This is a genomic window from Enterobacter cloacae complex sp. ECL411, assembly GCF_021869665.1.
Taxonomy (GTDB): domain Bacteria; phylum Pseudomonadota; class Gammaproteobacteria; order Enterobacterales; family Enterobacteriaceae; genus Enterobacter; species Enterobacter intestinihominis.
Genome location: NZ_CP091486.1, coordinates 3,858,952 through 3,885,327, shown reverse-complemented (window position 1 = coordinate 3,885,327; position 26,376 = coordinate 3,858,952). Strand labels below are relative to the sequence as shown.

Here is a 26,376-nt window from a genome sequence, read left to right as displayed (position 1 = left end):
GGGCGATGATGGCAAACGATCAGGAAGTGAAGTATCTGGTGCCGGGGCTGGAGCGCGGTTTACAGCTGCTGTTGGCCTTTGGCGAGCAGCATCGCGATCTGACCTTTGCCGAACTGCATCGGCTGGTGGATATGCCGAAGGCCACCGCCTATCGCGTGGTACAGACGCTGGAGTACATGGGATTTCTGGAGCGCAACACGCGCACCAATACCTTTTCGCTGGGCATGAACGTGCTGCGTCTTGGCTTTGAGTACATCGCCTCGCTGGACGTGGCGCAGGTCGGCCAGCCGGTGATCGAGCAATTGCGCGACGTGAGCCAGTGCAGCAGCCATCTGGCGATCCGCGACGGGCGCGACATTATCTATATCGCCCGCGTCAGCGCCGCCGGGTCGCGTATCAACCAGGTCAGCATTGGTACCCGTCTGCCGGTGCACTGCACCTCGCTGGGCCGCATGCTGTTGACCGATATTTCCCGCGCTGATTTCGAACAGCTGTTCCCGCATGAGCGCCTGCCGGGCAACACGCCGGGGCAGCTTCACGACCGCGAAGCCCTGTGGCAGATGGTGCAGCAGGACAAAGCCCGCGGGTATGTCATCGGCGAATCCTTCTTCCGCCACGGCATCTCTTCCATCGTCTACCCGGTGTATGACCGAAGCGGCCGCGTGGCGGCGGTGGTCAGCATTCTGGTGCCGTCGGAGGAGATCCCACTGAGCGACCGCGAGCGCCTGCAAAACGAGGTTCGCCTTGCGGCGGATAAAATTTCTGGCTTCTTAGGGTATCTGTCACAGGCCAGTTAAATCAGTGAGTTAACGTCAGGCGCTTGACTGCGTCGGGCATGTTTTACGCCCAATCTGGGCCAGATGAGGCAACGAACGATGAGTATAACCGGAATTGAAAAGCTGGAATTTGGTGTGGAAGATCTGACGCACTGCGCCAAATTTATGCGTGATTTTGGCCTGACGGGCGATGCCAGCGGCCAGCGTTTCACCACCCTGAGCGGCGCGCGCGTGGAGCTTAACCCGATCGACAGCCCCGACCTGCCGCCCGCGTTTGAAGCGGGCAACACCCTGCGCCGCATGACCTGGGCGGTTGCCAGCCAGTCTGAGCTGGATGCGCTGCGCCCGAAGCTGGCGCAACAGCCAGGTTTTCGTGAAGTGGGCGACGCGCTGGAATGCCTGGATCCGAACGGCATGACGCTGCGCGTGCAGGTGACCCAGCAGACCGACGTGGAGCTTAACGTCGAGCCAATAAACCAGTGGGGCGATGCCCGCCGTATCGACACACCCAGCCCGGTTTACGATCGCGCCCAGCCGATCAACGTGGGGCATGTGGTGTTCTTCGTGGAAGAGCTGGCGGCAGTAGAGAAATTCTACCGCGAGGTGCTCGGCTTCCAGGTCTCGGATCGCTATATCAACCGCGCCGTGTTCCTGCGCTGCGGGGCGCGTGGCGGCCATCACAACCTGTTCCTGCTGCAACTGCCGAACCGCAAGCGCGGCCTTAACCACGTGGCCTTCACCGTGCGCGACATCCACGAGGTGATCGGCGGCGGTATCGCGATGAATAAACATGACTGGAGCACCTTTATCGGGCCGGGCCGTCATCCGGTGTCGTCGGCGTACTTCTGGTACGTCAACAGCCCGACAGGCGGCGCGTTTGAGTATTACACCAACGACGACTACCTGACCGAAAACTGGCAGCCGCGCGAGCTGGAGCACTCCCTGGTCTCCTTTACCGAATGGGCGGTGGAGGGCGGGATTGACCACGACACGCGCCGTCAGCAGAAAAAGCCGGAGGCGGTATGACATCGCGCATTGTCATTATCGGCGGCGGCCAGGCGGGCGGCTGGGCGGCGAAAACCCTGCGTGACGAGGGCTTCGACGGCGAGATTTGCGTGGTGGCGGAAGAGGAATGGGATTTCTACGAGCGGCCGCCGCTGTCAAAAGCGTCTCTGCTGGAGCCGGACTCCGCGCTTCCGCGGCTGTTTAGCGAAGAATCGCAGCAGGCACTGAACCTGATCTGGTACCGCCCGCTGCGTGCTGAATCAGTCGATCGTGAAGAGAAAATCGTGCGTTTAAGCAACGGCGAATGTCTTAGTTACAACATCCTTTTAATCGCTACCGGCGGTCGGGCGCGCCTGCCTTCGCAGGCGTGGGCCAGCCATCCGCAGGTCTATACCCTGCGCCACTGGCAGGACGCGCAGCGCCTGAAAAGTCGTCTGGCGGAAAGTCACAAACTGGCGATCGTCGGCGGCGGCTGGATTGGCCTTGAGATTGCCGCTTCCGCGCGGAAAAGCGGCGTGGCGGTCACCCTGTTCGAGCAGCAGCCTGCGCTCTGCATGCGCTCGGTGAGCGGCGAGGTGTCCCAGCGCCTGGAGGCCATCCACCGCGAGCAGGGGGTGGAGATCCGTACCGGCTGCGGCGCGCTGGAGCTGGAGGACGACGGCGGCCTGCCGGTCATCCACTGCGACGGCAACCGTGAAACCTTTGATGCGGTGGTGGTCGGGATCGGCGTCGATCTCAATCTGGAACTGGCGCGCGATGCGGGGCTGAAAACCGGGCGCGGGATCGTGGTGGATGCCCAGGGACGCACGTCGGATCCGTTCATCTTTGCCGCAGGAGATGTCGCCCAGCACCATCACTACGGCTTGTGCATCCAGTCCTGGGCCTTCGCCCAGAACCAGGCGGCGGCGACGGCGAAAGCGATGCTCAACCCCGATGCGCCAGGCTACGACGACGCGCCGTGGCTGTGGTCGGATCAATATCAGCACAATATTCAGATCCTCGGTATTCCGCAGCCAGGCAGCAGAACGGTCGTGCGTGAAGAGGCGCTGTTCTTCTCGCTGGATGAAAACGGGCGGCTGACGCAGCTGGTAGCGTTCAACGATGCGCGCACCGTCAAGCTGGCGAAGCGCTGGATGGCGGCGGGGCGGGATCTGTCGAACGTACCGCTTGCCGACCCGACATTTTCACTGATGTCACTGCGATAGCTAACCCGCACCCGTAGGGGGAGAGATGACCACACTAGAGACGAACACCGCGCCGGTTGAGGCGAGCGGTGAGGGGACCCGCACGCCCGAAAAAGCGGTGCGCTGGGCCATCCCGCTGTCGCTGCTGGCCTGCGTGCTGCTGGCGTTTTTCGACAAAATCAGCATCGCGGCGCTCTTTTCGGATACCCATTTCCAGCAGGCGATGGGCATTGATTTCGACACCACGCGCCTCGGCATATTGATGAGCGCCTTCCTGCTGAGCTACGGCTTTTCGTCGGTATTTTTGAGCGGTTTAGGCGACAAAATCGCGCCGCTGCGCCTGCTCACCGGGATGATGGCTGTGTGGTGCGTGCTGATGGTGGCGATGGGCTTTACCCATAACTACACGCTGATGATCGTCCTGCGCATCCTGCTGGGCGTGGCGGAAGGGCCGCTGTTCCCGCTGGCTTTCGCCATCGTGCGCCACAACTTCCCGCAGCATCTGCAGGCGCGCGCCACCATGCTGTGGCTGCTGGGCACACCGGTAGGGGCGGCAATTGGCTTCCCGCTCTCCCTCTGGCTGCTGAACACCTTCGGCTGGCAGAGCACCTTCTTTGTCATGGCCATGCTTACCGTGCCGGTGCTTATCTTTGTACGCATCGGCCTGCGCGGGATCCGTCTGGAGGCTAAACCCGGCACTTCGCAGGCGTCACAGGACGAGCGGCGTGCCGCGCGGCGCGAGCTGTTCGTCAGCCCGCACTTCTGGATCATCTGCATCTTTAACATCGCGTTCCTGACCTACCTGTGGGGCATCAACGGCTGGCTGCCGGGCTACCTGATCAAAGGCAAAGGCATTCACCTTGAGCATGCAGGCTGGCTGTCGTCGATGCCGTTCATCGCCATGCTGGCGGGGGAAGTGATTGGCGCGTGGCTCTCGGACAGGGTCGATAAGCGCGCGGCGGCCTGCTTTATCTCGATGGCGGGGGCGGCGGTGGGGCTGGCGGCTGTGATGCACCTCGATACCCCGCTCGCCGTCATCGCGGCGATGAGCTTCAGCACCTTTATGTGGGGCACCGGCGCGCCCAACATTTTCGCCCTGCTGGCGAAGGCCACCCATCCCCGGGTGAGCGCCACGGCGGGCGGCATTTTCAACGGGCTGGGAAACTTTGCAGGCGCGCTGTCGCCGGCGGTGATGGGCGCGCTTATCGCCTTCACCCACAGCATGGATTCCGGGCTGATTTTTCTGGCGGTGATGGCGGCGGTGGGCTGCGTCCTGTTACTGCCGCTGCTGAGACGTTACTGAGGAGAGTGTCATGACTGATTCAACCGTAACCCACAAAACGGGCATCAAACCTGACCATCTGACGATGGAAGAGTGGGTCGAGTCGCGCATCGCGCGCTTCGAAGGCCGTAAATACGACTGGAACGCGCTGAAGTTCCAGGCCGATTTTGACCCGAAATACCGCCGGGCGCAGATGCGCTACATCGGCACCGGCGCAACCGGCGTGGCGAACGACACCAATACCGTGCAGGCGGACCATTTTACCTTCTCCACCATGGTACTGCCGTCGAAGTGCGAAGGGCCGCTGCACCTGCACGACGACGTGGAAGAGGTGTTCTTCATGCTCAAGGGGCAGATCACGCTGATGATCCAGGACGGCGACAACTACACCGAAACCGTGCTGCGCGAGCGTGACCTGATCTCCGTCCCGCCGGGCATCTATCGCGGCCTGTTTAACCACGGGGAAGAAGAGGCGCTGATGTGCGTCATGCTGGGAACCAACAAGCCGGAAATCCCGACCTATCCGTCCGACCATCCGCTCTCGAAAGTGAAGCGGAACTAAGGGGGCGCCATGACGGGTTTTCGTGAACAGGGAAGCGGCATTCCGCTGATGCTGCTACACGGGATCAGCTCTGGCGCTGCGTCCTGGCACAAGCAGATGGCGCTGAACGGTTTTCGCGTGCTGGCGTGGGACATGCCCGGTTATGGCGAAAGCCCGATGCTGGCCGTCGCGCGGGCAAACGCGGGGGATTACGCCGACGTGCTGGCGGCGATGCTGGATCGCGCCGGTGTCTGGCAGGCGGTGCTGGTGGGCCATTCCCTGGGGGCACTGGTCGCAAGTGCGTTTGCGGCGAAGTTCCCGGATCGTGTCATTCATCTTGTACTGGCCGACGCTGCGCAGGGCTACGGCAATGCCGCGCCGGAGCAGCGGGAGCAGGTCTGGCGCAACCGCGAGCAGCAGATGGCATTGGGCGGCGAAATCCTCGCCCAGACCCGTGCCGCGAAGCTGCTGCGCCCCGGCGCGCGCGCGGAAGATATCGCCACCGTCGCGGCGGGCATGCGCACGCTGCGCCCGGAAGGCTACCTTGCAGCCGCGTGGATGCTGGCGCATGACGACATTCACGGCTGGCTTAAACGATACTCCGGCACGTTTGAAGTCTGGTGTGGCGAGCAGGACGCGATAACGCAGCCCGAACTGGTGCAGGGGCTGGCGCTGCGCTACGGCATGCCGTTTACCGCCATTCCGCAGGCCGGGCACGCCAGCTATCTCGATAACGACGTGTTTTTCAACCAACAGCTTTTACGCATTAACGAAGAGGTGCGCGATGAATGCACAAATTGACGGGCGCGTAGCGGTAGTCACCGGCGGTTCTTCTGGCATTGGCTTTGAAACGCTGCGCCTGCTGCTGGGGGAAGGGGCGAAAGTCGCCTTCTGCGGCCGTGACCCGGACCGGCTCGCCAGCGCCCATGCGACGCTGCAAAACGAATTCCCCCACGGGGAGATTTTTTCTTACCGCTGCGACGTGCTGAACGCCGACGAGGTTCAGGCCTTTGCGGATGCGGTGCAGGCGCGCTTTGGCGCGGCTGATCTGCTGATCAACAACGCCGGGCAGGGCTACGTGGCGCACTTCCATGACACCCCGCGCGAGGCGTGGCTGCACGAGGCAGAGCTGAAGCTGTTTGGCGTCATCAATCCGGTGCAGGCGTTTCAGCCGCTGCTGGAGCAGTCAGACATTGCCTCTGTTACCTGCGTCAACTCCCTGCTGGCGCTACAGCCGGAGGAGCACATGATCGCCACCTCCGCTGCTCGTGCCGCGCTGTTGAACATGACGCTCACGCTCTCGAAAGAGCTGGTGGGTAAAGGCATTCGCGTCAATTCCATTTTGCTCGGCATGGTGGAGTCCGGCCAGTGGCTGCGCCGCTTTGAAAACCGGGCGGACAAAAGCCAGAGCTGGCCGGAGTGGACGGCGGATATCGCGCGCAAGCGCGGCATTCCAATGGCGCGCCTCGGCAAGCCGCAGGAGCCCGCGCAGGCGCTGCTGTTCCTCGCCTCGCCGCTGGCCTCGTTTACCACCGGCGCCGCACTGGACGTTTCCGGCGGCTTCTGCCGCCATCTGTAAGGACGCATCATGAAAAAGGTAATGTTGATTGGTTTTGGCGCCATGGCGCAGGCGGTGATTGAGCGCCTGCCCGCCGGTGTGGCTATCGGCTGGATCGTGGCGCGCGCGTCTCACCATGCCGCCATTCACGACCAGTTTGGCGATGCGGTCGAGGCGCTGACGTCGCCAATGGTGTGCGCGCAAACGCCGGATCTGGTGCTGGAATGCGCCAGCCAGCAGGCGGTGGCCCAGTACGGGGAAGAGATCCTGCGTCGCGGCTGGCATCTGGCCGTCATTTCCACCGGCGCGCTGGCGGACAGCGCGCTGGAGCAGCGTCTGCTCGCCGCGGGCGGAAAACTGACTCTGCTTTCCGGTGCAGTGGCCGGTATCGACGGGCTGGCGGCAGCGAAAGAGGGTGGGCTTGAGCGCGTCACCTATCAGTCGCGCAAAAGCCCGGCCAGCTGGCGCGGCAGCTATGCCGAGCAGCTTATCGATCTGAATGCGGTGTCAGAGGCAGAGGTCTTTTTTGAAGGCAGCGCCCGCGAGGCGGCGCGGCTGTTCCCGGCGAACGCCAACGTGGCGGCGACCGTGGCGCTCGGCGGCGTCGGGATGGATGACACCCGCGTGCAGCTGATGGTTGACCCGGCAACGAAACGTAACACCCACACGCTGCACGTCGAAGGATTATTCGGCGAGTTCCATCTGGAGCTGAGCGGGCTGCCGCTGGCGTCTAACCCTAAAACCTCCACCCTGGCGGCACTGAGCGCGGTGCGCGCCTGCCGCGAGCTGGCCCTGAGCTGAGGAGTGACGATGGACGATCTGAAGATTTTTATCGGCGGACAGTGGCGACACGGCGGAGGTAACCCGATGCAGAGCCACTTCCCGGCAGACGGGTCGATCAACGCGACGCTGAACGCCGCCAGTCTGGATGACCTGGAGGAGGCGGTAGACGCCGGAGAGCGCGCCTGGCGCGATCCCGCCTGGCGTAACAGCCTGCCGCACGTGCGGGCGAAGATCCTGCACAAGGTGGCGGATCTTATTGAATCCCGTGTGGATGAACTGGCGCAGATGCAGAGCCGGGATAACGGCAAGCCGCTGGCGGAAGCGTGCGGGCTGGTGATGAGCGCGGCGGGAACGGCGCGCTACTTTGCCGCCGCCTGCGAGCTGCTGGAGGGTGAACTTCCGACACCGCGCCAGCCGGATCTGCTGACGCTGAGCCGCTACGAGCCCCTTGGCGTGGTGGCGGCCATCACGCCGTGGAACTCGCCGATTGCCAGCGAAATGCAGAAGGTCGCACCGGCGATTGCCGCCGGGAACGCGGTGATCCTCAAGCCCGCCGAAGCCACGCCGCTGATGGCGCTGGAGCTGGCGCGGATTTTTGAACACGCCGGGCTGCCCGCCGGGCTGCTGAGCGTGCTGCCGGGCAAAGGCTCGGTGATTGGCGATGCGCTGGCGCGTCATCCTCGCGTGCGCAAAATTTCCTTTACCGGCGGAACCACTACGGGCCGTCATCTGGCGCACGTGGCGGCGGAAAAACTGATCCCGGCCTCGCTGGAGCTGGGCGGCAAATCGCCGACTATCGTGCTGGAGGATGCCGATATCGAACAGGCCGCGCGCGGGATCTGCTACGGCATTTTCAGCTCGGCGGGGCAGGCGTGCATCGCCGGATCGCGGCTGTTTATCCACGAGAGTATTTACGCCCCGCTGATGGCGAGGCTGCTGGAATTAACTCGCGGGCTGCGCGTCGGGCATCCGTTTACCGACGGCGTGCATGTAGGACCGCTGATCGGCGAGAAACATCGCCAGAGCGTGATCGAGTACGTCGAACTTGCGAAGCGGGAAGGGGGCCGCGTGCTGTGCGGCGGCGAGATCCCCGCCGATCCCGCTCTGGCAAACGGCAGCTTCTTCCAGCCAACCATTATCGAAGGGCTACACAACAGCGCCCGCGCATGTCAGGAAGAGATCTTCGGCCCGGTGCTGGTGGCGATGCCGTTTGGCGATGAAGCGGCGCTTATTCGCGAGGCGAACGACTCGGTTTACGGCCTGGCGGCGGGGATCTGGACGCGCGATTCCGGGCGCGCCCTGCGTCTCAGCGAGCAGCTGGAGGCAGGCACGGTGTGGATCAACACCTACAAAGTTTTTGCGATTTCGACCCCGTTCGGGGGCTTTAAAGAGAGCGGTCTGGGCCGCGAGAAGGGTATCCAGGGGCTGAAAGCCTGGATGCAACAAAAGAGCATTTATCTGGCGACGGGTAACAGCGTCAACCACTGGTGCGACTGAGAAAGGGTGAGCAATGAGCGAAATGATAACCGTCGGCGACGCCATCGCCAGAACGCTGGAGCAGTATCAGGTTGAGGCCATCTACGGCGTCATCTCCATTCACAACCTGCCGATAGCGGATGCGGTTGGGCAGCGGGGCAATATCCGCTTTGTACCCGCGCGCGGTGAAGCCGGTTCCGTCACCATGGCCGATGCTCACGGGCGCTTTTCCGGCCTCGGCGTGGCGCTGACCAGCACCGGCGCGGGGGCCGGGAACGCGGTAGGCGCGCTGGTGGAAGCGATGAATGCCTGCACGCCGCTGCTGCATTTAACCGGGCAGGTAGAGAAAGCCTGGCTGGACGCCGACACCGGGTTTATCCATGAAACCCGCGACCAGCTGACCTTCCTGAAGGCCAGCTCAAAACGGGCGTACCGTATCAGCAATACGAATCAGGCGATAGCCATTCTGCATAAAGCCATCCAGGACGCGCAGACCCCGCCGTGCGGACCGGTTTCAGTGGAAATCCCGATTGATATTCAGGGCGCCAAAATTCCGCTGTCGCTGGTAACTGCCCCGGTCAAACCGGCATCGGTTCCAGCCGTGGATACCGGGATGGTTGACGCGCTGTGGGCGCAGCTCAAACAGGCGAAACAGCCGCTGCTGTGGCTGGGCGGCGGGGCGCTGGGAAGCGCTGAGGCGGTGAAAAAACTGGCGGATGCGGGCATCACCGTGATTTCCAGCACCCACGCGCGCGGCGTGCTGCCGGACGACCACCGCGCCAGCCTGCGGGCGTTCCACAACTCGCCGTCGGTGGAGGCGCTCATTGCGCAGTGTGATTTTACGCTGGTCGCCGGTTCACGTCTGCGCAGCAACGAAACCCGCTCCTGGACGCTTGAGCTGCCGTCCCCGTGCGTGCAGATTGATATCGACCCGGCGGCAGCCAGCCGTAACTACTTGATGGATAGCACGTTGATAGCCGATTGTTCCGCGCTGCTTGGCGCGCTGGCTGAAAAAGTGCAGGGCCGCGAGTGGGGCAACGCGCAGTGGGATATGCAGGTGCAGCAGGCGGTCGGGCAAGCTGAGCAGGGGCTGCGCGAGCAGTGCGGCGCCTATGCGAAGCTTAACGACGCCATAGAAAAAGCCCTGCCGAAAGACGGCCTGCTGGTGCGCGATATCACCGTGTCCGGCAGCCTGTGGGGTAGCCGTCTGTTCAGGGCTAACGGTCCGCTGCTGAACATTCACTCCCTCGCCGGGGCGATTGGTATGGGACTGCCGATGGCCATCGGCACCGCGATTGCTAACCCGCAGCGCAGGGTGGTGGGACTGGTGGGCGACGGCGGCCTGAGCCTGAATTTAGGCGAGCTGGCGACGCTGGCGCAGGAGAAAGCCAACGTGACGCTGCTCATCATGAACGACGGGGGCTACGGCGTAATGCGCGGTATTCAGGATAAATATTTTGGCGGGCGTCAGTATTATAACGAACTGCATACACCGGACTTTACCCTGCTGGCGCAGGCGATTGGCCTACAGGCCTGGAGCGTTGAGCGGGCTGAGGACTTTGATGCGGTGATGACGGAAGCGCTGGCGATGCCGGGGCCGTCGGTGGTGGAAGTGCGGATGGGGCAGATTGGCGCCCTGAAGTTTGCCGGGCCGCCACAGAAAACGCTGTACTGATTGAGCCTTGTTGCCCGGTAGCGCGGCGCGCACCGGGCCGAAGTTTTATTTAATTCCGTCTGCCGCCATGCGGTCACGGATATGCTGCGCGCGTTCAACGGAGGCCGGGTGATCGTCAAACATGGAGCTTTGACGGCCTTCCTCCAGTTTCGCCAGTTTTTCGAAGCTGGTGGCTAAACCCGATGGATTGATGCCGCGTTTGCGCAACAGATCGTAAGAGTAGTCATCCGCTTCCGACTCCTGACGCTGGGAGAACTGGGAGTTAACCAGTTTCTCACCCACGTCGCCCAGCTGCGACTGGGACAGGCTGCCGACAATGCCGCCCGCAGAGGCCGCCGCAGCACGCACGGCATTGGTGCCCAGCGCAACCTGCATCCCTTTCTTCACGTGACCGAGAGCAACGTGACCCATTTCATGGCCGATCACCGCTTCCACTTCGTTGTCGGTCATCATGTCCATCAGGCCGCTGTAAACGCGGATACAGCCGTTAGCCATCGCGAAGGCGTTGACGTCTTTCGCCATATACACCTTGTAGTTCACCGGCTGACCGTTAATGTTGTCGCCCAGCGCGGAAGCAATCTTGTTCAGACGCTGCGTGTAGGTGCTGTTTGCCGGGGCAAGCGTAGCTTTTCCATCCATATCCTTACAGGCCTCGTCGCTCAGCGCTTTCACCTGCGCATCGCTCAATGAGTAGGCCTGAAAAGCTTCTGCGCCTGAGGTCATCAGGCCGTTAGAATCCATATTCTGACAGCCGCTTAGCAGGAGCGTTGTTCCCACAGCCAGCCCAATTGCACGCATTTTCATGATGTTGCTTCCGTACTCGTTAATCTGAATTAATTCCGAAAAATGCACCGTCAACGAAGCCGGTGTCGGGCTAAGTATAAGGAATATCTACAGGGGCGGGCGAGTAGATTGCGCAACATGCGAGCATGATCCAGAGATTTCTTAAGCTGCAAAAGAATGGTCCATGTACATGCCCTGCGGCTTGGGTTACATTGTTGGCACTTTTTTCCGGCGTAGCCCAAAACGCGCTGTCGTCAAGGGCATGGCCTTTAACAGTCCGATCTGGAGTTAAAATGTCCTCACGTAAAGAGCTTGCTAATGCTATTCGTGCGCTGAGCATGGACGCAGTACAGAAAGCCAAATCCGGCCACCCGGGCGCCCCTATGGGCATGGCTGACATCGCCGAAGTCCTGTGGCGTGATTTCCTTAACCACAACCCGCAGAACCCGGGATGGGCAGACCGCGACCGTTTCGTGCTGTCTAACGGCCATGGCTCTATGCTGATCTACAGCCTGCTGCACCTCACTGGCTACGATCTGCCAATCGAAGAGCTGAAAAATTTCCGTCAGCTGCACTCCAAAACTCCAGGTCACCCGGAAGTGGGCTACACCGCTGGCGTTGAAACCACTACCGGTCCGCTGGGTCAGGGCATTGCGAATGCCGTGGGTATGGCGATTGCTGAGAAGACCCTGGCGGCACAGTTCAACCGTCCTGGCCACGACATCGTTGACCACTTCACCTATGCGTTCCTGGGCGACGGCTGCATGATGGAAGGCATTTCTCACGAAGTGTGCTCCCTGGCAGGCACCCTGAAGCTGGGTAAACTGGTTGCGTTCTACGACGACAACGGCATCTCCATCGACGGTCACGTTGAAGGCTGGTTCACTGACGACACCGCCGCACGTTTCGAAGCCTACGGCTGGCACGTTGTGCGCGGCGTTGATGGCCACGATGCTGACTCGATTAAACGTGCCGTAGAAGAAGCGCGCGCCGTGACCGACAAACCGTCCCTGCTTATGTGCAAAACCATCATCGGCTTCGGTTCTCCGAACAAAGCGGGCACTCACGACTCCCACGGCGCACCACTGGGCGACGCGGAAATCGCACTGACCCGTGAAGCGCTTGGCTGGAAACACCCTGCCTTCGAAATCCCATCTGAAATCTACGCGCAGTGGGATGCGAAAGAAGTGGGCCAGGCGAAAGAAGCGGCCTGGAACGAGAAGTTCGCGGCTTACGCGAAAGCCTTCCCACAGGAAGCGGCTGAATTCACCCGTCGTATGAAAGGCGACATGCCGTCTGACTTCGACGCGAAAGCGAACGAGTTCATCGCGAAGTTGCAGGCGAACCCGTCTAAAATCGCCAGCCGTAAAGCGTCTCAGAATGCGATCGAAGCGTTTGGTCCTCTGCTTCCAGAATTCCTCGGCGGCTCCGCTGACCTGGCGCCATCTAACCTGACCCTGTGGTCTGGCTCTAAGCCAATCAACGAAGACACTGCCGGTAACTACATCCATTATGGTGTACGTGAATTCGGTATGACTGCGATTGCCAACGGTATCGCTCTGCACGGTGGTTTCCTGCCGTACACCTCTACCTTCCTGATGTTCGTAGAATATGCACGTAACGCCGTGCGTATGGCTGCGCTGATGAAACAGCGTCAGGTGATGGTCTACACCCACGACTCCATCGGTCTGGGCGAAGATGGTCCAACTCACCAGCCGGTAGAGCAGGTGGCTTCCCTGCGCGTGACCCCGAACATGAGCACATGGCGTCCATGTGACCAGGTTGAATCTGCGGTGGCGTGGAAATACGGCGTTGAGCGTCAGGACGGCCCGACCGCGCTGATCCTCTCCCGTCAGAACCTGGCGCAGCAGGAACGTACCCCAGAGCAGCTGGCAAACATCGCCCGCGGTGGTTACGTGCTGAAAGATTGCGCGGGCCAGCCTGAGCTGATCTTCATCGCGACCGGTTCAGAAGTTGAACTGGCCGTTGCAGCATGGGAAAAACTGACTGCTGAAGGCGTGAAAGCGCGCGTGGTTTCCATGCCGTCTACCGATGCGTTCGACAAGCAGGATGCCGCGTACCGCGAATCTGTACTGCCTAAAGCGGTCTCCGCTCGCGTGGCAGTGGAAGCGGGTATTGCTGATTACTGGTTCAAATACGTGGGCCTGAACGGCGCTATCGTCGGTATGACCACCTTCGGTGAATCTGCTCCGGCAGAGCTGCTGTTCGAAGAGTTCGGCTTCACCGTTGAGAACGTTGTCGCTAAAGCGAAAGAACTGCTGTAAATCTCTCCGTGAGGCAAACGGGTCGCTCAGGCGGCCCGTTTTTATTTTGGTGGTATTTTCTTTGGTGTTAACAACATATATTTGGTGATTTCCATCACAAATACGAAAAGTTATAATATGTTTAATTTGCAATGGATATCACATATATAGGCTTGCTTTTTAATTTCTTATTTTTAACGATCTGTTTTTATTCGTTTTATTAAAATCTACTCTGACATGCTCGCTATTTTCTCTCCATTTGATTTCATTTTACCGCAGGCGTATTTTGTTTTTAGCGATACGTTGTACCCTAAAAATAAAATAAGGATGATATATGCGGTTAATTGATTATTTCCCTGGATCCTCAATATCAATAAAATCCGCAGCAAAGGACTGGCAGGAAGCCATTGATTTTTCCATGTCGTCTTTGCTGCAAAATCATTGTATTAACGCTGATTATATTGAAGCAATTAAAACCTCGACGCTCACTAATGGTCCTTATTACATTCTCGCTCCGGGTGTAGCAATGCCTCATGCCCGTCCGGAGTGCGGTGCCTTAAAAACAGGTATGTCATTAACGCTTCTTAAACAGGAAGTGCAGTTTGCCGACGACGATGAGCCCGTAAAATTACTCATTGGTTTATCTGCGGCGGATGCGGATTCACATATCGACGCTATCCAGGCATTAAGCGAATTATTATGTGAAGAAGATATGCTGTCAGCGTTGTTAACCGCTAAGTCAGAAAAGCAACTGGCGGATATTATCGCTCGCGCATAATTATTCTCTCCTTTACAGGATATTATTATGGAACACAAGTCTGCTCGTGCAAAGGTCCAGGCTTTTGGGGGCTTTTTGACTGCAATGGTCATCCCGAATATTGGCGCTTTTATTGCCTGGGGATTTATTACCGCATTATTTATACCAACCGGATGGATGCCAAATGAGCATTTCGCCAAAATTGTCGGACCGATGATCACCTATTTACTGCCGGTGATGATTGGCTCTACCGGTGGACACCTGGTTGGCGGCAAACGTGGGGCGGTGATGGGGGGGATCGGCACTATCGGCGTGATCATCGGCGCGGATATTCCTATGTTCCTCGGCTCAATGATCATGGGGCCACTCGGCGGCCTGGTGATTAAGCATATCGACCGAATGCTGGATAAACGCATTCCAGCGGGTTTTGAGATGGTCATCAACAACTTCTCGCTGGGTATTGCGGGCATGATCCTCTGCCTGCTGGGGTTTGAAGTCATCGGTCCTGCGGTGTCGATTGCCAATAACTTTATTAAAGAGTGTATTGAATCACTGGTACATGCAGGCTACTTGCCGCTGCTGTCGTTGATTAACGAACCGGCAAAAATCCTGTTTTTAAATAACGCTATCGATCAGGGGGTTTATTATCCGCTGGGGATGCAGCAGGCTTCCGAGACGGGTAAATCCATCTTCTTTATGGTGGCCTCCAACCCCGGGCCGGGTTTAGGCCTGCTGCTGGCTTTTGCTTTTTTCGGCAAAGGAATGGCGAAAAAGTCAGCCCCCGGCGCGATGATCATTCACTTCCTGGGCGGCATTCATGAGCTCTATTTCCCTTACGTACTGATGAAACCACTGACGCTGATTGCGATGATTGCTGGCGGCATGAGCGGGACGTGGGTATTTAACCTGTTAGGCGGCGGACTGGTGGCTGGCCCAAGTCCGGGTTCGATTTTCGCCTACCTCGCGTTAACGCCTAAAGGCGCATTCCTCGCCACGATTGCTGGCGTAACGGCAGGCACGCTGGTCACCTTTGCGGTCGCCTCTTTAATCCTGAAGATGGATAAAAATAGCGAAGCTGAAACGGAAGATACCTTCAATGATTCTGCCAACGCCGTTAAAGCCATGAAGCAGGAAGGCAAGTTTTCTTACCAGGATGTTAAGCATATCGCTTTTGTCTGCGATGCCGGAATGGGCTCCAGCGCTATGGGCGCGACGACATTCCGGAAGCGCCTGGAAAAAGCCGGACAAAATATCGAAGTAAAACATTATGCCATCGAAAATGTGCCTGACGACGCGGACATTATTGTTACCCATGCCAGCCTGGAGGGGCGCGCTAAACGGGTTAGTGACAAACCGTTAGTGTTGATAAAAAACTATCTCGGCGATCCGAAGCTTGACGAATTATTTAAGCATCTAACGGCGAATTAATCTATCTGGTTCCTGGAGTCATTATGAAAACGAAAGTGGCTGCCATTTATGGCAAGCAGGATGTTCGTATCCGCGAATTTGAACTGCCCGAAATAAGCGACAATGAACTGCTGGTGAGCGTAATTTCCGACAGCGTTTGTTTATCCACCTGGAAGGCAGCCAAATTAGGCAGTGAACATAAACGTGTGCCGGACGATCTGGAAAATCATCCGGTCATTACCGGACATGAATGCGCCGGGGTGATTGTTGAGGTCGGAAAAAACCTTGCCGGGAAATATAAAAAAGGTCAGCGCTTTGTTTTACAACCGGCAATGGGATTGCCAAGCGGTTATTCCGCTGGATACAGCTACGAATATTTTGGCGGCAATGCGACGTATATGATTATTCCAGAAGTCGCGATTAATCTGGGCTGCGTTTTACCTTATCATGGCTCCTATTTTGCGGCAGCTTCGCTGGCGGAACCCATGTGCTGCATTATCGGCGCGTATAACGCCAATTATCATACGACGCAATATGTCTATGAACACCGGATGGGTGTGAAACCGGGAGGTAATATTGCGCTTCTGGCCTGCGCCGGGCCGATGGGAATTGGCGCTATTGATTATGCGATTAACGGCGGGATTCAGCCGTCGCGCGTTGTGGTGGTAGATATTGATGAGGCCCGCCTTGCGCAGGCGGAAAAACTCCTGCCGGTTGAGCTGGCGGCACAAAAGGGTATTGAGCTTATCTATGTCAATACCTCTGTACTGGAGAACCCGGCCGCTACGTTACGCGCATTAACTGACAATGCAGGCTTCGACGACGTGTTTGTCTATGCTGCGGTTCCGGCGGTCATTGAACTGGCTGACGATCTTCTCGCCGAGGACGGGTGCCTGAATTTCTTCGCCGGACCAACGGACAGCAATTTCAAGGTGCCGTTTAATTTTTACAACGTCCATTACAACAGTACCCACGTGGTGGGCACCTCCGGCGGCTCGACGGAGGACATGAAAGAGGCGATTGCGCTGAGTGCGACGGGCCAGCTTCAGCCGTCGTTTATGGTGACCCACATCGGCGGCCTTGATGCGGTGCCGCATACGGTACTCAATCTGCCGGACATTCCTGGGGGCAAGAAGCTTATCTATAACGGTGTCACCATGCCGTTAACGGCCATTGCCGATTTTGCCGAAAAGGGTAAAACCGATCCGCTTTTCCGGGAGCTGGCAAGGCTTGTGGAAGAGACTCACGGCATCTGGAATGAAAAAGCAGAGCGCTATTTGCTGGCGAAGTTTGGGGTGGATATTGGGGAGGCGGCAGCATGATGTCTCTGGCATGGCCGCTCTTTCGCGTTACGGAACAGGCGGCGCTGGCCGCCTGGCCGCAAACCGGATGCGGCGATAAAAACCGAATCGACGGGCTGGCGGTAACCGCCATGCGCGAGGCGCTAAACGCGATAGCGATTCGCGGGCGTATCGTCATCGGCGAAGGTGAGATTGACCATGCGCCAATGCTGTGGATTGGTGAGGAGGTTGGAAGCGGCGTCGGCCCGGCGGTAGATATTGCCGTCGACCCCATAGAGGGCACCCGCATGGTGGCGATGGGGCAAAGCAATGCTCTGGCAGTGATGGCGTTTGCGCCTGAGGGCAGCCTGTTTCATGCCCCTGATATGTACATGAAAAAACTGGTGGTTAACGCAGCGGCCGCCGGGGCAATCAGCCTCGATCTCCCGCTGGCAGAAAACCTTCGCAACGTTGCCCGGGCGCTGGGCAAGCCGCTGGAGCATCTGCGGATGGTGACGCTGGACAAACCGCGCCTGCAAAATGCAATTGCCGAGGCGACGCAGCTGGGCGTGAAAGTGTTTGCGCTGCCCGATGGCGATGTCGCTGCCAGCGTACTGACCTGCTTACAGGATAACCCTTATGATCTGATGTACACCACAGGCGGCGCGCCGGAAGGGGTGATCTCCGCCTGCGCGGTGAAAGCGCTGGGCGGCGATATGCAGGCGGAACTGATCGATTTCTGTGAAGCGAAAGGGGAGAGTCCTGAGAACCGTCGGGTCGCCATGCAGGAGCACCGCCGCTGTGCGGAGATGAAAGTGGAAGTCAATCGTATCTATACCCTTAGCGAACTGGTAAAGGGCAATGACATCCTGTTCAGCGCGACGGGCGTGACGGGCGGCGAACTGGTTAAAGGTATTCAACAGGTTGCGAAGGGTGTGCGCACGCAAACTTTACTGATCGGCGGCGCAGATCGAACGTGTAATATAATAGACTCTCTGCATTCACGGTGATTTATCGAGATACAAATGACGACGCTGACAGAAGACGATGTGCTTGAGCAACTGGATGCTCAGAATAACCTCCTCGCATTCATGACGACGGCACAGTCTTTTTTGCTCCAGGGCATTAAATGTTTTCTGCCGTCGCTGTTTGTCGATAACGATGAAGAGATCGTGGAATATGCAGTGAAGCCGTTACTCGCCCGGAGTGGGCCGCTTGATGACATCGATGTGGCGTTACGCCTGATCTATGCGCTGGGGAAAATGGAAAAATGGCTCTACGCCGACATTACGCATTTTTCGCAGTTTTATCAGTATCTGAAAGAGCAGGATACGATCCCTGGCTTCGCCGATGACATCACCTGGGATTTTATCAGCAACGTTAATTGCATCACCCGTAACGCGACGTTATTCAGCGCGCTGGAGTCGATGAAATTTGCTGACTTTGCCGCATGGTCTGAGGTGCGCTTTACCGCAATGATCAAGACGGCGCTCACCCTGGCGGTAACGACAATTTTAAAGGAACTGACGCCGTGAAAATTGGGCTAACGGTTAACGGGCTACATGTAGAAGCACATTACCCTGATGACGAAATCGAAAATGTTCATAAGCCTTTGCTGCGGCAACTGGCGAAACTGCATTCTGCCAGCGCCAGCAAACGTACGATTGTTTTTCTCAGCGCGCCGCCCGGGACGGGCAAATCCACGTTGACCGCCTTCTGGGAATTCCTCTCTCGTCAGATGGAGGGGATGCCGCCGATCCAGACGTTGCCGATGGATGGTTTTCATCACTACAACGCGTGGCTTGAGGCCCATAACCTGCGTGCGTACAAAGGCGCGCCCGAGACCTTTGATGTCGACAGGCTTGCGCAACATCTGCGGCAGATAAAAGAAGGCGACAGTACCTGGCCGCAGTATGACCGACAAACGCACGATCCTGTCGAAGAGGCTATTGTGGTAACGGCCCCTGTCGTGATTGTTGAGGGTAACTGGCTGCTGCTTGATGACGAACGATGGCGAACGCTGATGGAATACTGCGATTTTTCATTGTTCATTCGCGCGCCCGCTGAAGTGTTACGTACGCGCCTGGTAGCGCGTAAGCTGGCCGGGGGACTCTCTCAGGCCGACGCCGACGCGTTTTATGCGCGCACCGACGGGCCAAACGTGGAGCGTGTTTTGCGTCACAGCCGTTCTGCCAATGTGGAACTGATGATGTTGGCAAATGGCAAATACCGACTCGTCTGATCTTTCGCGGCTTTCCATGGGGGCACCGTTCAACCCGCCGCGTTTTACGTGGCGGGAAGAAAAGGGATTATTCCGGAAAAATGTGATGGAGATCAGATAAAATCGCTCTTGATCTGTACAGAGATTCCTTTTATTCCCCGATTCGCTTATTCTTGCTGAAGCGTTTCAGTCGATTAAATGTTCGACAATTGACCAATCAATCGCAGTTTGTGACAGCAAGGATTCCCCTTCGGGCGTCGCTGGATTACTCTTTCAGCCACCTCAAACTCAGGGATAGCTTTGCAGGAGATCTATGACCGTACGCGTAGCGATTAATGGCTTCGGTCGCATCGGGCGCAACGTGGTTCGTGCTTTATATGAATCCGGGCGTCGTGCGGAAATCACCGTGGTGGCAATCAATGAACTGGCGGATGCTGCGGGCATGGCGCATTTGTTGAAATATGACACCAGCCACGGTCGCTTTGCCTGGGACGTTCGCCAGGAAAGGGAACAGCTGTTCGTCGGTGACGATGCCATCCGCGTGCTGCATGAGAACAGTATTGAAGAGCTGCCCTGGCGCGAACTGGGTGTGGATGTGGTGCTGGACTGTACCGGCGTGTACGGTAACCGTGAACATGGCGAAGCGCATCTGAATGCTGGCGCGAAAAAAGTGCTGTTCTCCCATCCCGGCAGTCACGACCTCGACGCCACCGTCGTGTTTGGTGTCAACCAGCACGAGCTGCAGGCTGAACACCGCATTGTCTCCAACGCCTCCTGTACCACCAACTGCATTATTCCGGTCATTAAACTGTTAGACGATGCGTATGGCATTGAATCCGGTACCGTGACCACGATTCACTCCGCCATGCACGATCAGCAGGTTATCGACGCCTACCATCCGGATTTACGACGCACTCGCGCGGCGAGCCAGTCCATCATTCCGGTGGATACGAAACTGGCTGCCGGGATCACGCGTATTTTCCCGCAGTTTAACGACCGTTTCGAAGCGATTGCCGTGCGCGTCCCGACGATAAACGTCACCGCAATCGATCTTAGCGTGACGGTGAAAAAACCGGTAAAAGCCTGTGAAGTCAACCTGTTGCTGCAAAAAGCGGCACAGGGAGCATTTCATGGTATAGTTGACTATACGGAATTACCGTTGGTCTCAGTAGATTTTAACCACGACCCGCACAGCGCCATCGTGGATGGCACGCAGACGCGAGTCAGTGGTGCGCACCTCATCAAGACGCTGGTCTGGTGTGATAACGAATGGGGCTTTGCTAACCGAATGCTCGACACCACGTTAGCCATGGCCGCAAAAGGTTTCAGGTAGAGCGCACCTTGCGCTTGCAAAACTTTAAGAATCAACGAGAGGATTCACCATGTCTGTAATTAAGATGACCGATCTGGATCTGGCAGGTAAACGCGTTTTCATCCGTGCCGATCTGAACGTACCGGTTAAAGATGGCAAAGTGACCAGCGACGCGCGTATCCGTGCATCTCTGCCAACCATTGAACTGGCTCTGAAGCAGGGCGCTAAAGTGATGGTCACCTCCCACCTGGGCCGTCCAACTGAAGGCGAGTACAACGAAGAGTTCTCTCTGCTGCCGGTTGTTAATTACCTGAAAGACAAACTGTCCAACCCGGTTCGCCTGGTGAAAGATTACCTGGACGGCGTGGAAGTTGCCGAAGGTGAGCTGGTTGTTCTGGAAAACGTTCGCTTCAACAAAGGCGAAAAGAAAGACGACGAAACCCTGTCCAAAAAATACGCTGCGCTGTGCGACGTATTCGTGATGGATGCATTCGGTACGGCTCACCGTGCGCAGGCTTCTACCCACGGTATCGGTAAATTCGCAGACGTCGCCTGTGCAGGTCCACTGCTGGCTGACGAACTGGAAGCGCTGGGTAAAGCACTGAAAGAACCTGCTCGTCCGATGGTCGCTATCGTTGGTGGTTCTAAAGTTTCTACCAAACTGACCGTTCTGGATTCCCTGTCCAAAATCGCTGACCAGCTGATCGTTGGCGGTGGTATCGCGAACACCTTCGTTGCTGCGCAAGGCCACAACGTGGGTAAATCCCTTTACGAAGCGGATCTGGTTGACGAAGCCAAACGCCTGCTGAGCACCTGTGATATCCCGGTTCCAACTGACGTTCGCGTGGCGACCGAGTTCTCCGAAACTGCTACCGCAACCCTTAAATCTGTTAATGACATCAAAGATGAAGAGCAGATTCTGGACCTGGGCGACGTTTCTGCACAGAAACTGGCTGAAATCCTGAAAAACGCAAAAACTATCCTGTGGAACGGTCCTGTCGGCGTGTTCGAATTCCCGAACTTCCGCAAAGGGACTGAAATCGTGGCTAACGCTATCGCAGACAGCGAAGCGTTCTCTATCGCAGGCGGTGGTGACACCCTGGCAGCTATCGACCTGTTCGGTATCGCTGACAAGATCTCCTACATCTCCACTGGTGGCGGCGCATTCCTCGAATTCGTGGAAGGCAAAGTCCTGCCAGCAGTAGCAATGCTCGAAGAGCGCGCTAAGAAGTAAGCCATTCAGGGGCAGGGAAACCTGCCCAATTTTCAGCGCGCTTATCAGAGCTCGCACCTTTTCTAACGGCCGAAGATACAGGACTAAGCAACATGTCTAAAATTTTTGATTTCGTAAAACCTGGCGTTATCACTGGTGATGACGTACAGAAAGTGTTCCAGGTAGCTAAAGAAAACAACTTCGCTCTGCCAGCAGTTAACTGCGTAGGTACCGACTCCATCAATGCCGTACTGGAAACCGCTGCAAAAGTTAAAGCACCGGTTATCGTTCAGTTCTCTAACGGCGGCGCTGCGTTCATCGCAGGTAAAGGCGTGAAAACTGACGTTCCTCAGGGCGCTGCCATCCTGGGTGCTATCTCTGGCGCACATCATGTTCACCAGATGGCTGAGCACTACGGTGTTCCGGTTATCCTGCACACTGACCACTGCGCGAAAAAACTGCTGCCATGGATCGACGGTCTGCTGGACGCAGGTGAAAAACACTTCGCAGCAACCGGTAAGCCACTGTTCTCTTCTCACATGATCGACCTGTCCGAAGAGTCTCTGGAAGAAAACATCGAGATCTGCTCTAAGTACCTGGCGCGTATGTCCAAAATGGGCATGACCCTGGAAATCGAACTGGGTTGCACCGGCGGTGAAGAAGACGGTGTGGACAACAGCCACATGGACGCTTCTGCTCTGTACACTCAGCCAGAAGACGTTGATTACGCTTACACCGAGCTGAGCAAAATCAGCCCACGCTTCACCATCGCAGCATCCTTCGGTAACGTGCACGGCGTGTACAAGCCAGGTAACGTGGTTCTGACCCCGACCATCCTGCGTGATTCTCAGGAATATGTGTCTAAGAAACACAACCTGCCGCACAACAGCCTGAACTTCGTCTTCCACGGCGGTTCCGGTTCTTCTGCTCAGGAAATCAAAGATTCCGTAAGCTACGGCGTAGTGAAAATGAACATCGATACCGACACCCAGTGGGCAACCTGGGACGGTATCCTGCAATACTACAAAACCAACGAAGCTTACCTGCAAGGTCAGCTGGGCAACCCGAAAGGCGAAGACCAGCCGAACAAGAAATACTACGATCCACGCGTATGGCTGCGCGCTGCCCAGACTTCTATGATTACTCGTCTGGAGCAGGCTTTCAAAGAACTGAACGCGGTTGACGTTCTGTAATTTGAACTGCTGACAGCACATCAGAAGGCCCGCAAATGCGGGCCTTTTTTTATGCTTTTTCAATATCCTGCAATACCTGATTTTGTGATCTGTTTGGCATTACCCGCTCTTTTTGTTTACCCTTTACTGACCTGCCTGTCCCCTTAAGGGATAGATTTTGTGTTTTGGTTTAGCAAAAGGAAGAATAAATGGAACAACTTGATGTTGTAGACAGCATCAATCACGCGGGTAACTGGCTGGTGCGCAACCAGGCGCTACTGCTGAGCTACGCTGTGAATATTGTTGCCGCTATTGCCATCATCATTGTCGGGATGATCGTGGCGCGTATCGTATCGAACGCGGTCAACCGGGTGATGGTTGCACGACACATTGACGCCACGGTCGCCGATTTCCTCTCCGCGCTGGTGCGTTACGGCATCATCGCCTTTACGCTGATTGCGGCGCTGGGGCGTGTCGGCGTGCAGACGGCATCCGTCATCGCTGTGCTCGGTGCTGCCGGTCTGGCCATTGGTCTGGCATTACAGGGTTCGCTGTCGAACCTGGCGGCGGGCGTACTGCTGGTAACCTTCCGTCCGTTCCGTTCCGGTGAATACGTGGATTTAGGCGGGATCGCGGGTACCGTGTTGCAGGTACAGATTTTCTCTACCACTCTGCGTACTGTCGACGGTCGTATTGTGGTGGTACCGAACGGGAAAATCATTGCCGGCAATATCATTAACTTCTCCCGCGAGCCGGTGCGTCGTAACGAGCTGATCATCAGCGTGGCGTACGATTCCGATATCGATCAGGTGAAGTCTCTGATTACCAACATCATTGCTTCAGATGACCGTATTCTGAAGGACCGCGAGCAGACCGTTCGTCTGAATGAACTGGGCGCATCATCCATTAATTTTGTGGTGCGCATCTGGAGCAAAAGCAGCGATCTGCAAAACGTATACTGGGATGTGCTGGAGCGCATTAAGCGTGACTTCGATGCTAACGGCATCAGCTTCCCGTACCCGCAGATGGACGTAAACGTCAAAAAAGTCAAAGAAGCAGAGTAACGTCTCCGTAGGCCCGGTAAGCATCAGCGACACCGGGCTTTTCTTTTATTAGCCTCGCTAATCCCCAATTAATATTATCCATTTCCTCTAATGTCGTTCCCGCAGTATAGTCTGCCCCAGGACAACTCTGCGAGAATTACGTTATGTTATCTTACTATTTTCAAGGGCTTGCGTTAGGTGCGGCCATGATCCTTCCCCTTGGTCCACAAAATGCGTTCGTGATGAATCAGGGCATTCGCCGTCAGTACCATCTGATGATTGCCTTGCTGTGCGCGGTGAGCGATCTGCTGCTGATTTGCGCCGGGATTTTTGGCGGCAGCGCCCTGTTGATGCAGTCGCCGTGGCTGCTGGCACTGGTTACCTGGGGCGGCGTAGCGTTTCTGCTGTGGTACGGGTTTGGCGCCCTGAAAACGGCCATGAGCAGCAATCTTGAGCTGGCGAGCGCCGAAGTGATGAAGCAAGGGCGCTGGAAGATTATCGTCACCATGCTCGCCGTGACATGGCTTAACCCGCACGTTTATCTTGATACGTTCGTGGTGCTCGGCAGCCTGGGTGGACAGCTGGACGTTGAGCCGAAACGCTGGTTTGCGCTCGGTACGGTCAGCGCCTCCTTCCTCTGGTTCTTTGGTCTTGCGATCCTGGCGGCGTGGCTGGCGCCACGACTGCGTACCGCCAAAGCGCAGCGCATTATCAATACCCTGGTGGGGCTGGTGATGTGGTTTATTGCCTTCCAGCTGGCGAAAGAGGGCATTCATCACGTACAGGGATTGTTCAACTAAGCGTTGTCTTATGGACATCTGAACAAGACCCGCTAAGCTTGCTGGCATGAGCCCTGTTAACAGGGCACTCTTCGCAACATGGAGGAATGACAGTGAAGTTTAAGGTGATGGCCCTGGCGGCATTAGTAAGTTTAGGTGCGGTGTCGGTGCAGGCGAATGAACTGCCAAACGGCCCGCACATTGTCACTTCAGGTACGGCAAGCGTGGATGCGGTACCGGATGTTGCAACCCTGGCAATTGAAGTGAACGTGGCGGCGAAAGATGCTGCTTCCGCCAAGAAACAGGCAGACGATCGTGTTGCGCAATACCTCTCTTTCCTGGAACAGAACGGTGTCGCGAAAAAAGACATCAGCTCTGCGAACCTGCGTACTCAACCGGATTACGATTACCAGAACGGCAAAAGCATCCTGAAAGGCTATCGCGCCGTGCGTACTGTAGAAGTGACCGTCCGCCAGCTTGATAAGCTCAACGGATTGCTGGATGGTGCGCTGAAGGCAGGGCTGAACGAAATTCGTTCCGTCTCGCTGGGCGTTGCGCAACCGGAGAAGTATAAAGACGAAGCGCGTAAAGCGGCGATTGATGATGCCATTCATCAGGCACAGCAGCTGGCATCCGGCTTCAAGAGCAAGCTCGGTCCGGTTTACAGCGTGCGTTACCACGTCTCAAACTACCAGCCAAGCCCGATGGTGCGGATGATGAAAGCGGACGCCGCGCCGGTTTCTGCTCAGGAAACCTACGAGCAGCCAACCATTCAGTTCGACGATCAGGTTGATGTGGTGTTCCAGCTGGAGCCGACTGAAAAGCCAGCTCAGTAACCCGTAGGCCGGGTAAGGCGAAGCCGCCACCCGGCTTGTTTTTCAATCCTGTCTTAACACCTTATGCCCAAACGCCAGCAGCGCGTCGGTGACGTTGCGCATCATGCGGCTTTCCGGCGCAAAACGGTGCCAGTACAACATCCGGCGCTGATACAGCCCCGGAGTTAAATCAATCAGCTCACCGCTTTTCAACTCTTTCTCAATCTGCAGATGCGGGATCATGCAGCAGGTGGTTCCCTGACGTGCAAGCTGCACGAAGGCTTCGGACGAGTTAACGATATGACACGGCACGCTGCCCGGCGGCAGATCGAAGTTTTGCTGCAGGAAGGCCTGATGCATATCGTCCAGATGGTCGAACGCGACGGCAGGCGCTTTCAGCAGCGCGGCGCGGGTCACACCGTTCGGGAAATAGCGCTCGGCAAAGGCTTTTGAACCGACGAAGAGGTAATCCAGCGCGCCCAACTGATCCACCAGACAGCTTGGCAGCGCCTGAGGCTGAATACTGACGGCACCAACCACTTCGCCGCGACGCAGACGTTCCTGGGTGCGGGTTTCATCTTCAACCTGGAGATTCAGGCGGATAGGGGAGTCGGCCAGCACCGGCGCAAGGGCCGGCAGCAGCCAGGTTGCCAGACTGTCGGCGTTCACCGCCAGCGACAGCAGCAGCGGCGTGGAGCCGGTCTGTTCATCGCCCAGCCACTCATCTTCCAGCAGTTCAACCTGACGTAGCAGGGCGAGGAGCTTTTGTCCTTGCTCCGTTGGACGCGGCGGTACGGTACGCACCAGCAGCGGCTGCCCGAACATGTTTTCAAGCTGTTTGATACGCTGTGATACGGCGGACTGGGTGATGCACAGCTTTTGCGCTGCGCGCTCAAAACCGCGTTCACGAATAACTGCATCAAGTGCCTGTAGTGTTCTGTAGTCCGGACGTTTCATTGCTCTGGCTGACTCCTTAATTTTGCTTAATCTGCACTATGACACAATTTTCCCTTCGTGGCAGACGAAATCCATTCGACGTGTTCTATAATG

At 57.3% G+C, this 26,376-nt stretch carries 25 protein-coding genes; 23 read left to right on the top strand and 2 right to left on the bottom strand.

What is annotated here, in order from left to right:
• Positions 1-8: 8 nt before the first annotated feature.
• From L3069_RS18615 to L3069_RS18570, 10 genes are all read left to right on the top strand, one after another.
• Entirely contained in the window at positions 9-797 is a 789-nt protein-coding gene (locus L3069_RS18615) for an IclR family transcriptional regulator (RefSeq protein WP_032671673.1), read from the top strand.
• A gap of 78 nt (positions 798-875) precedes the next feature.
• On the top strand, positions 876-1,802 hold the full coding sequence (locus L3069_RS18610; protein ID WP_038416706.1) for a VOC family protein: 927 nt from the start codon (positions 876-878) through the stop codon (positions 1,800-1,802).
• Positions 1,799-2,986: an NAD(P)/FAD-dependent oxidoreductase gene (locus L3069_RS18605; protein WP_038416705.1), complete on the top strand. Its 1,188-nt coding sequence runs from the start codon at positions 1,799-1,801 to the stop codon at positions 2,984-2,986. Before L3069_RS18610 ends, L3069_RS18605 begins: the two co-directional genes overlap by 4 nt.
• A 25-nt stretch (positions 2,987-3,011) precedes the next feature.
• On the top strand, positions 3,012-4,268 hold the full coding sequence (locus L3069_RS18600; RefSeq protein ID WP_022649340.1) for an MFS transporter: 1,257 nt from the start codon (positions 3,012-3,014) through the stop codon (positions 4,266-4,268).
• A 10-nt stretch (positions 4,269-4,278) separates the two neighbouring features.
• The gene (locus L3069_RS18595) at positions 4,279-4,809 is read left to right on the top strand and encodes a cupin domain-containing protein (protein ID WP_022649339.1); all 531 of its coding nucleotides are present in this window, start codon (positions 4,279-4,281) and stop codon (positions 4,807-4,809) included.
• A gap of 9 nt (positions 4,810-4,818) precedes the next feature.
• A complete protein-coding gene (locus L3069_RS18590; protein WP_038416704.1) occupies positions 4,819-5,589 on the top strand; it encodes an alpha/beta fold hydrolase in 771 nt (256 codons plus the stop codon).
• Positions 5,573-6,367, top strand: coding sequence for an SDR family oxidoreductase (locus L3069_RS18585; protein WP_038416703.1), 795 nt, complete (start codon positions 5,573-5,575; stop codon positions 6,365-6,367). Before L3069_RS18590 ends, L3069_RS18585 begins: the two co-directional genes overlap by 17 nt.
• Positions 6,368-6,376: 9 nt before the next feature.
• Entirely contained in the window at positions 6,377-7,147 is a 771-nt protein-coding gene (locus tag L3069_RS18580) for an aspartate dehydrogenase (protein WP_038416702.1), read from the top strand.
• A 9-nt stretch (positions 7,148-7,156) separates the two neighbouring features.
• On the top strand, positions 7,157-8,626 hold the full coding sequence (locus tag L3069_RS18575) for an aldehyde dehydrogenase (RefSeq protein WP_038416701.1): 1,470 nt from the start codon (positions 7,157-7,159) through the stop codon (positions 8,624-8,626).
• 13 nt (positions 8,627-8,639) lie between these two features.
• On the top strand, positions 8,640-10,280 hold the full coding sequence (locus L3069_RS18570) for a thiamine pyrophosphate-binding protein (protein WP_038416700.1): 1,641 nt from the start codon (positions 8,640-8,642) through the stop codon (positions 10,278-10,280).
• A gap of 45 nt (positions 10,281-10,325) precedes the next feature.
• Here L3069_RS18570 and L3069_RS18565 read toward each other — a convergent pair whose 3' ends face one another.
• The gene (locus L3069_RS18565; protein ID WP_003860073.1) at positions 10,326-11,084 is read right to left on the bottom strand and encodes a M48 family metallopeptidase; all 759 of its coding nucleotides are present in this window, start codon (positions 11,082-11,084) and stop codon (positions 10,326-10,328) included.
• A gap of 272 nt (positions 11,085-11,356) precedes the next feature.
• Here L3069_RS18565 and tkt point away from each other — a divergent pair, with 272 nt between their 5' ends.
• The 13 genes from tkt to L3069_RS18500 all read left to right on the top strand — a co-directional run bounded on the left by tkt (position 11,357) and on the right by L3069_RS18500 (position 25,347).
• On the top strand, positions 11,357-13,348 hold the full coding sequence (gene tkt, locus L3069_RS18560) for a transketolase (protein ID WP_038416699.1): 1,992 nt from the start codon (positions 11,357-11,359) through the stop codon (positions 13,346-13,348).
• Positions 13,349-13,661: 313 nt separating this feature from the next.
• Positions 13,662-14,105, top strand: coding sequence for a PTS mannitol transporter subunit IIA (gene cmtB / locus L3069_RS18555; RefSeq protein WP_038416698.1), 444 nt, complete (start codon positions 13,662-13,664; stop codon positions 14,103-14,105).
• A 27-nt stretch (positions 14,106-14,132) separates the two neighbouring features.
• Positions 14,133-15,512, top strand: a complete 1,380-nt coding sequence (locus L3069_RS18550) for a PTS mannitol transporter subunit IICB (protein WP_038416697.1) — start codon at positions 14,133-14,135, stop codon at positions 15,510-15,512.
• 23 nt (positions 15,513-15,535) lie between these two features.
• Positions 15,536-16,813 carry a zinc-binding dehydrogenase gene (locus L3069_RS18545; protein WP_038416696.1) on the top strand — a complete coding sequence of 426 codons (1,278 nt, stop codon included), beginning with the start codon at positions 15,536-15,538 and terminating at the stop codon, positions 16,811-16,813.
• Entirely contained in the window at positions 16,810-17,781 is a 972-nt protein-coding gene (gene glpX, locus L3069_RS18540) for a class II fructose-bisphosphatase (protein WP_038416695.1), read from the top strand. Before L3069_RS18545 ends, glpX begins: the two co-directional genes overlap by 4 nt.
• Before the next feature lie 15 nt (positions 17,782-17,796).
• The gene (locus L3069_RS18535) at positions 17,797-18,306 is read left to right on the top strand and encodes an MltR family transcriptional regulator (RefSeq protein ID WP_022649328.1); all 510 of its coding nucleotides are present in this window, start codon (positions 17,797-17,799) and stop codon (positions 18,304-18,306) included.
• Complete coding sequence (locus L3069_RS18530) at positions 18,303-19,013, top strand: nucleoside/nucleotide kinase family protein (protein WP_038416694.1); 711 nt, start codon at positions 18,303-18,305, stop codon at positions 19,011-19,013. Before L3069_RS18535 ends, L3069_RS18530 begins: the two co-directional genes overlap by 4 nt.
• Positions 19,014-19,305: 292 nt before the next feature.
• Positions 19,306-20,325, top strand: coding sequence for an erythrose-4-phosphate dehydrogenase (gene epd / locus L3069_RS18525; protein WP_022649326.1), 1,020 nt, complete (start codon positions 19,306-19,308; stop codon positions 20,323-20,325).
• A 49-nt stretch (positions 20,326-20,374) separates the two neighbouring features.
• The gene (gene pgk / locus L3069_RS18520) at positions 20,375-21,538 is read left to right on the top strand and encodes a phosphoglycerate kinase (RefSeq protein WP_023298554.1); all 1,164 of its coding nucleotides are present in this window, start codon (positions 20,375-20,377) and stop codon (positions 21,536-21,538) included.
• 92 nt (positions 21,539-21,630) lie between these two features.
• Positions 21,631-22,710, top strand: coding sequence for a class II fructose-bisphosphate aldolase (gene fbaA, locus L3069_RS18515; protein ID WP_017692704.1), 1,080 nt, complete (start codon positions 21,631-21,633; stop codon positions 22,708-22,710).
• A 188-nt stretch (positions 22,711-22,898) separates the two neighbouring features.
• Entirely contained in the window at positions 22,899-23,753 is an 855-nt protein-coding gene (locus tag L3069_RS18510) for a small-conductance mechanosensitive channel MscS (protein WP_022649325.1), read from the top strand.
• A gap of 143 nt (positions 23,754-23,896) precedes the next feature.
• On the top strand, positions 23,897-24,532 hold the full coding sequence (gene argO, locus L3069_RS18505) for an arginine exporter ArgO (RefSeq protein WP_003860085.1): 636 nt from the start codon (positions 23,897-23,899) through the stop codon (positions 24,530-24,532).
• A gap of 92 nt (positions 24,533-24,624) precedes the next feature.
• Positions 24,625-25,347, top strand: a complete 723-nt coding sequence (locus tag L3069_RS18500; protein ID WP_022649323.1) for an oxidative stress defense protein — start codon at positions 24,625-24,627, stop codon at positions 25,345-25,347.
• Between the two features lie 42 nt (positions 25,348-25,389).
• On the opposite strand, the gene argP is transcribed toward L3069_RS18500, so the two are convergent.
• Positions 25,390-26,283: a DNA-binding transcriptional regulator ArgP gene (gene argP / locus L3069_RS18495; protein WP_003860089.1), complete on the bottom strand. Its 894-nt coding sequence runs from the start codon at positions 26,281-26,283 to the stop codon at positions 25,390-25,392.
• Positions 26,284-26,376: the final 93 nt, after the last annotated feature.

Coding starts and splice junctions, on each gene's coding strand:
- L3069_RS18615 (WP_032671673.1), top strand. CDS start 9: ATGGCAAACGATCAGGAAGTGAAGTATCTGGTGCCGGGGCTGGAGCGC.
- L3069_RS18610 (WP_038416706.1), top strand. CDS start 876: ATGAGTATAACCGGAATTGAAAAGCTGGAATTTGGTGTGGAAGATCTG.
- L3069_RS18605 (WP_038416705.1), top strand. CDS start 1,799: ATGACATCGCGCATTGTCATTATCGGCGGCGGCCAGGCGGGCGGCTGG.
- L3069_RS18600 (WP_022649340.1), top strand. CDS start 3,012: ATGACCACACTAGAGACGAACACCGCGCCGGTTGAGGCGAGCGGTGAG.
- L3069_RS18595 (WP_022649339.1), top strand. CDS start 4,279: ATGACTGATTCAACCGTAACCCACAAAACGGGCATCAAACCTGACCAT.
- L3069_RS18590 (WP_038416704.1), top strand. CDS start 4,819: ATGACGGGTTTTCGTGAACAGGGAAGCGGCATTCCGCTGATGCTGCTA.
- L3069_RS18585 (WP_038416703.1), top strand. CDS start 5,573: ATGAATGCACAAATTGACGGGCGCGTAGCGGTAGTCACCGGCGGTTCT.
- L3069_RS18580 (WP_038416702.1), top strand. CDS start 6,377: ATGAAAAAGGTAATGTTGATTGGTTTTGGCGCCATGGCGCAGGCGGTG.
- L3069_RS18575 (WP_038416701.1), top strand. CDS start 7,157: ATGGACGATCTGAAGATTTTTATCGGCGGACAGTGGCGACACGGCGGA.
- L3069_RS18570 (WP_038416700.1), top strand. CDS start 8,640: ATGAGCGAAATGATAACCGTCGGCGACGCCATCGCCAGAACGCTGGAG.
- L3069_RS18565 (WP_003860073.1), bottom strand. CDS start 11,084: ATGAAAATGCGTGCAATTGGGCTGGCTGTGGGAACAACGCTCCTGCTA.
- tkt (WP_038416699.1), top strand. CDS start 11,357: ATGTCCTCACGTAAAGAGCTTGCTAATGCTATTCGTGCGCTGAGCATG.
- cmtB (WP_038416698.1), top strand. CDS start 13,662: ATGCGGTTAATTGATTATTTCCCTGGATCCTCAATATCAATAAAATCC.
- L3069_RS18550 (WP_038416697.1), top strand. CDS start 14,133: ATGGAACACAAGTCTGCTCGTGCAAAGGTCCAGGCTTTTGGGGGCTTT.
- L3069_RS18545 (WP_038416696.1), top strand. CDS start 15,536: ATGAAAACGAAAGTGGCTGCCATTTATGGCAAGCAGGATGTTCGTATC.
- glpX (WP_038416695.1), top strand. CDS start 16,810: ATGATGTCTCTGGCATGGCCGCTCTTTCGCGTTACGGAACAGGCGGCG.
- L3069_RS18535 (WP_022649328.1), top strand. CDS start 17,797: ATGACGACGCTGACAGAAGACGATGTGCTTGAGCAACTGGATGCTCAG.
- epd (WP_022649326.1), top strand. CDS start 19,306: ATGACCGTACGCGTAGCGATTAATGGCTTCGGTCGCATCGGGCGCAAC.
- pgk (WP_023298554.1), top strand. CDS start 20,375: ATGTCTGTAATTAAGATGACCGATCTGGATCTGGCAGGTAAACGCGTT.
- fbaA (WP_017692704.1), top strand. CDS start 21,631: ATGTCTAAAATTTTTGATTTCGTAAAACCTGGCGTTATCACTGGTGAT.
- L3069_RS18510 (WP_022649325.1), top strand. CDS start 22,899: ATGGAACAACTTGATGTTGTAGACAGCATCAATCACGCGGGTAACTGG.
- argO (WP_003860085.1), top strand. CDS start 23,897: ATGTTATCTTACTATTTTCAAGGGCTTGCGTTAGGTGCGGCCATGATC.
- argP (WP_003860089.1), bottom strand. CDS start 26,283: ATGAAACGTCCGGACTACAGAACACTACAGGCACTTGATGCAGTTATT.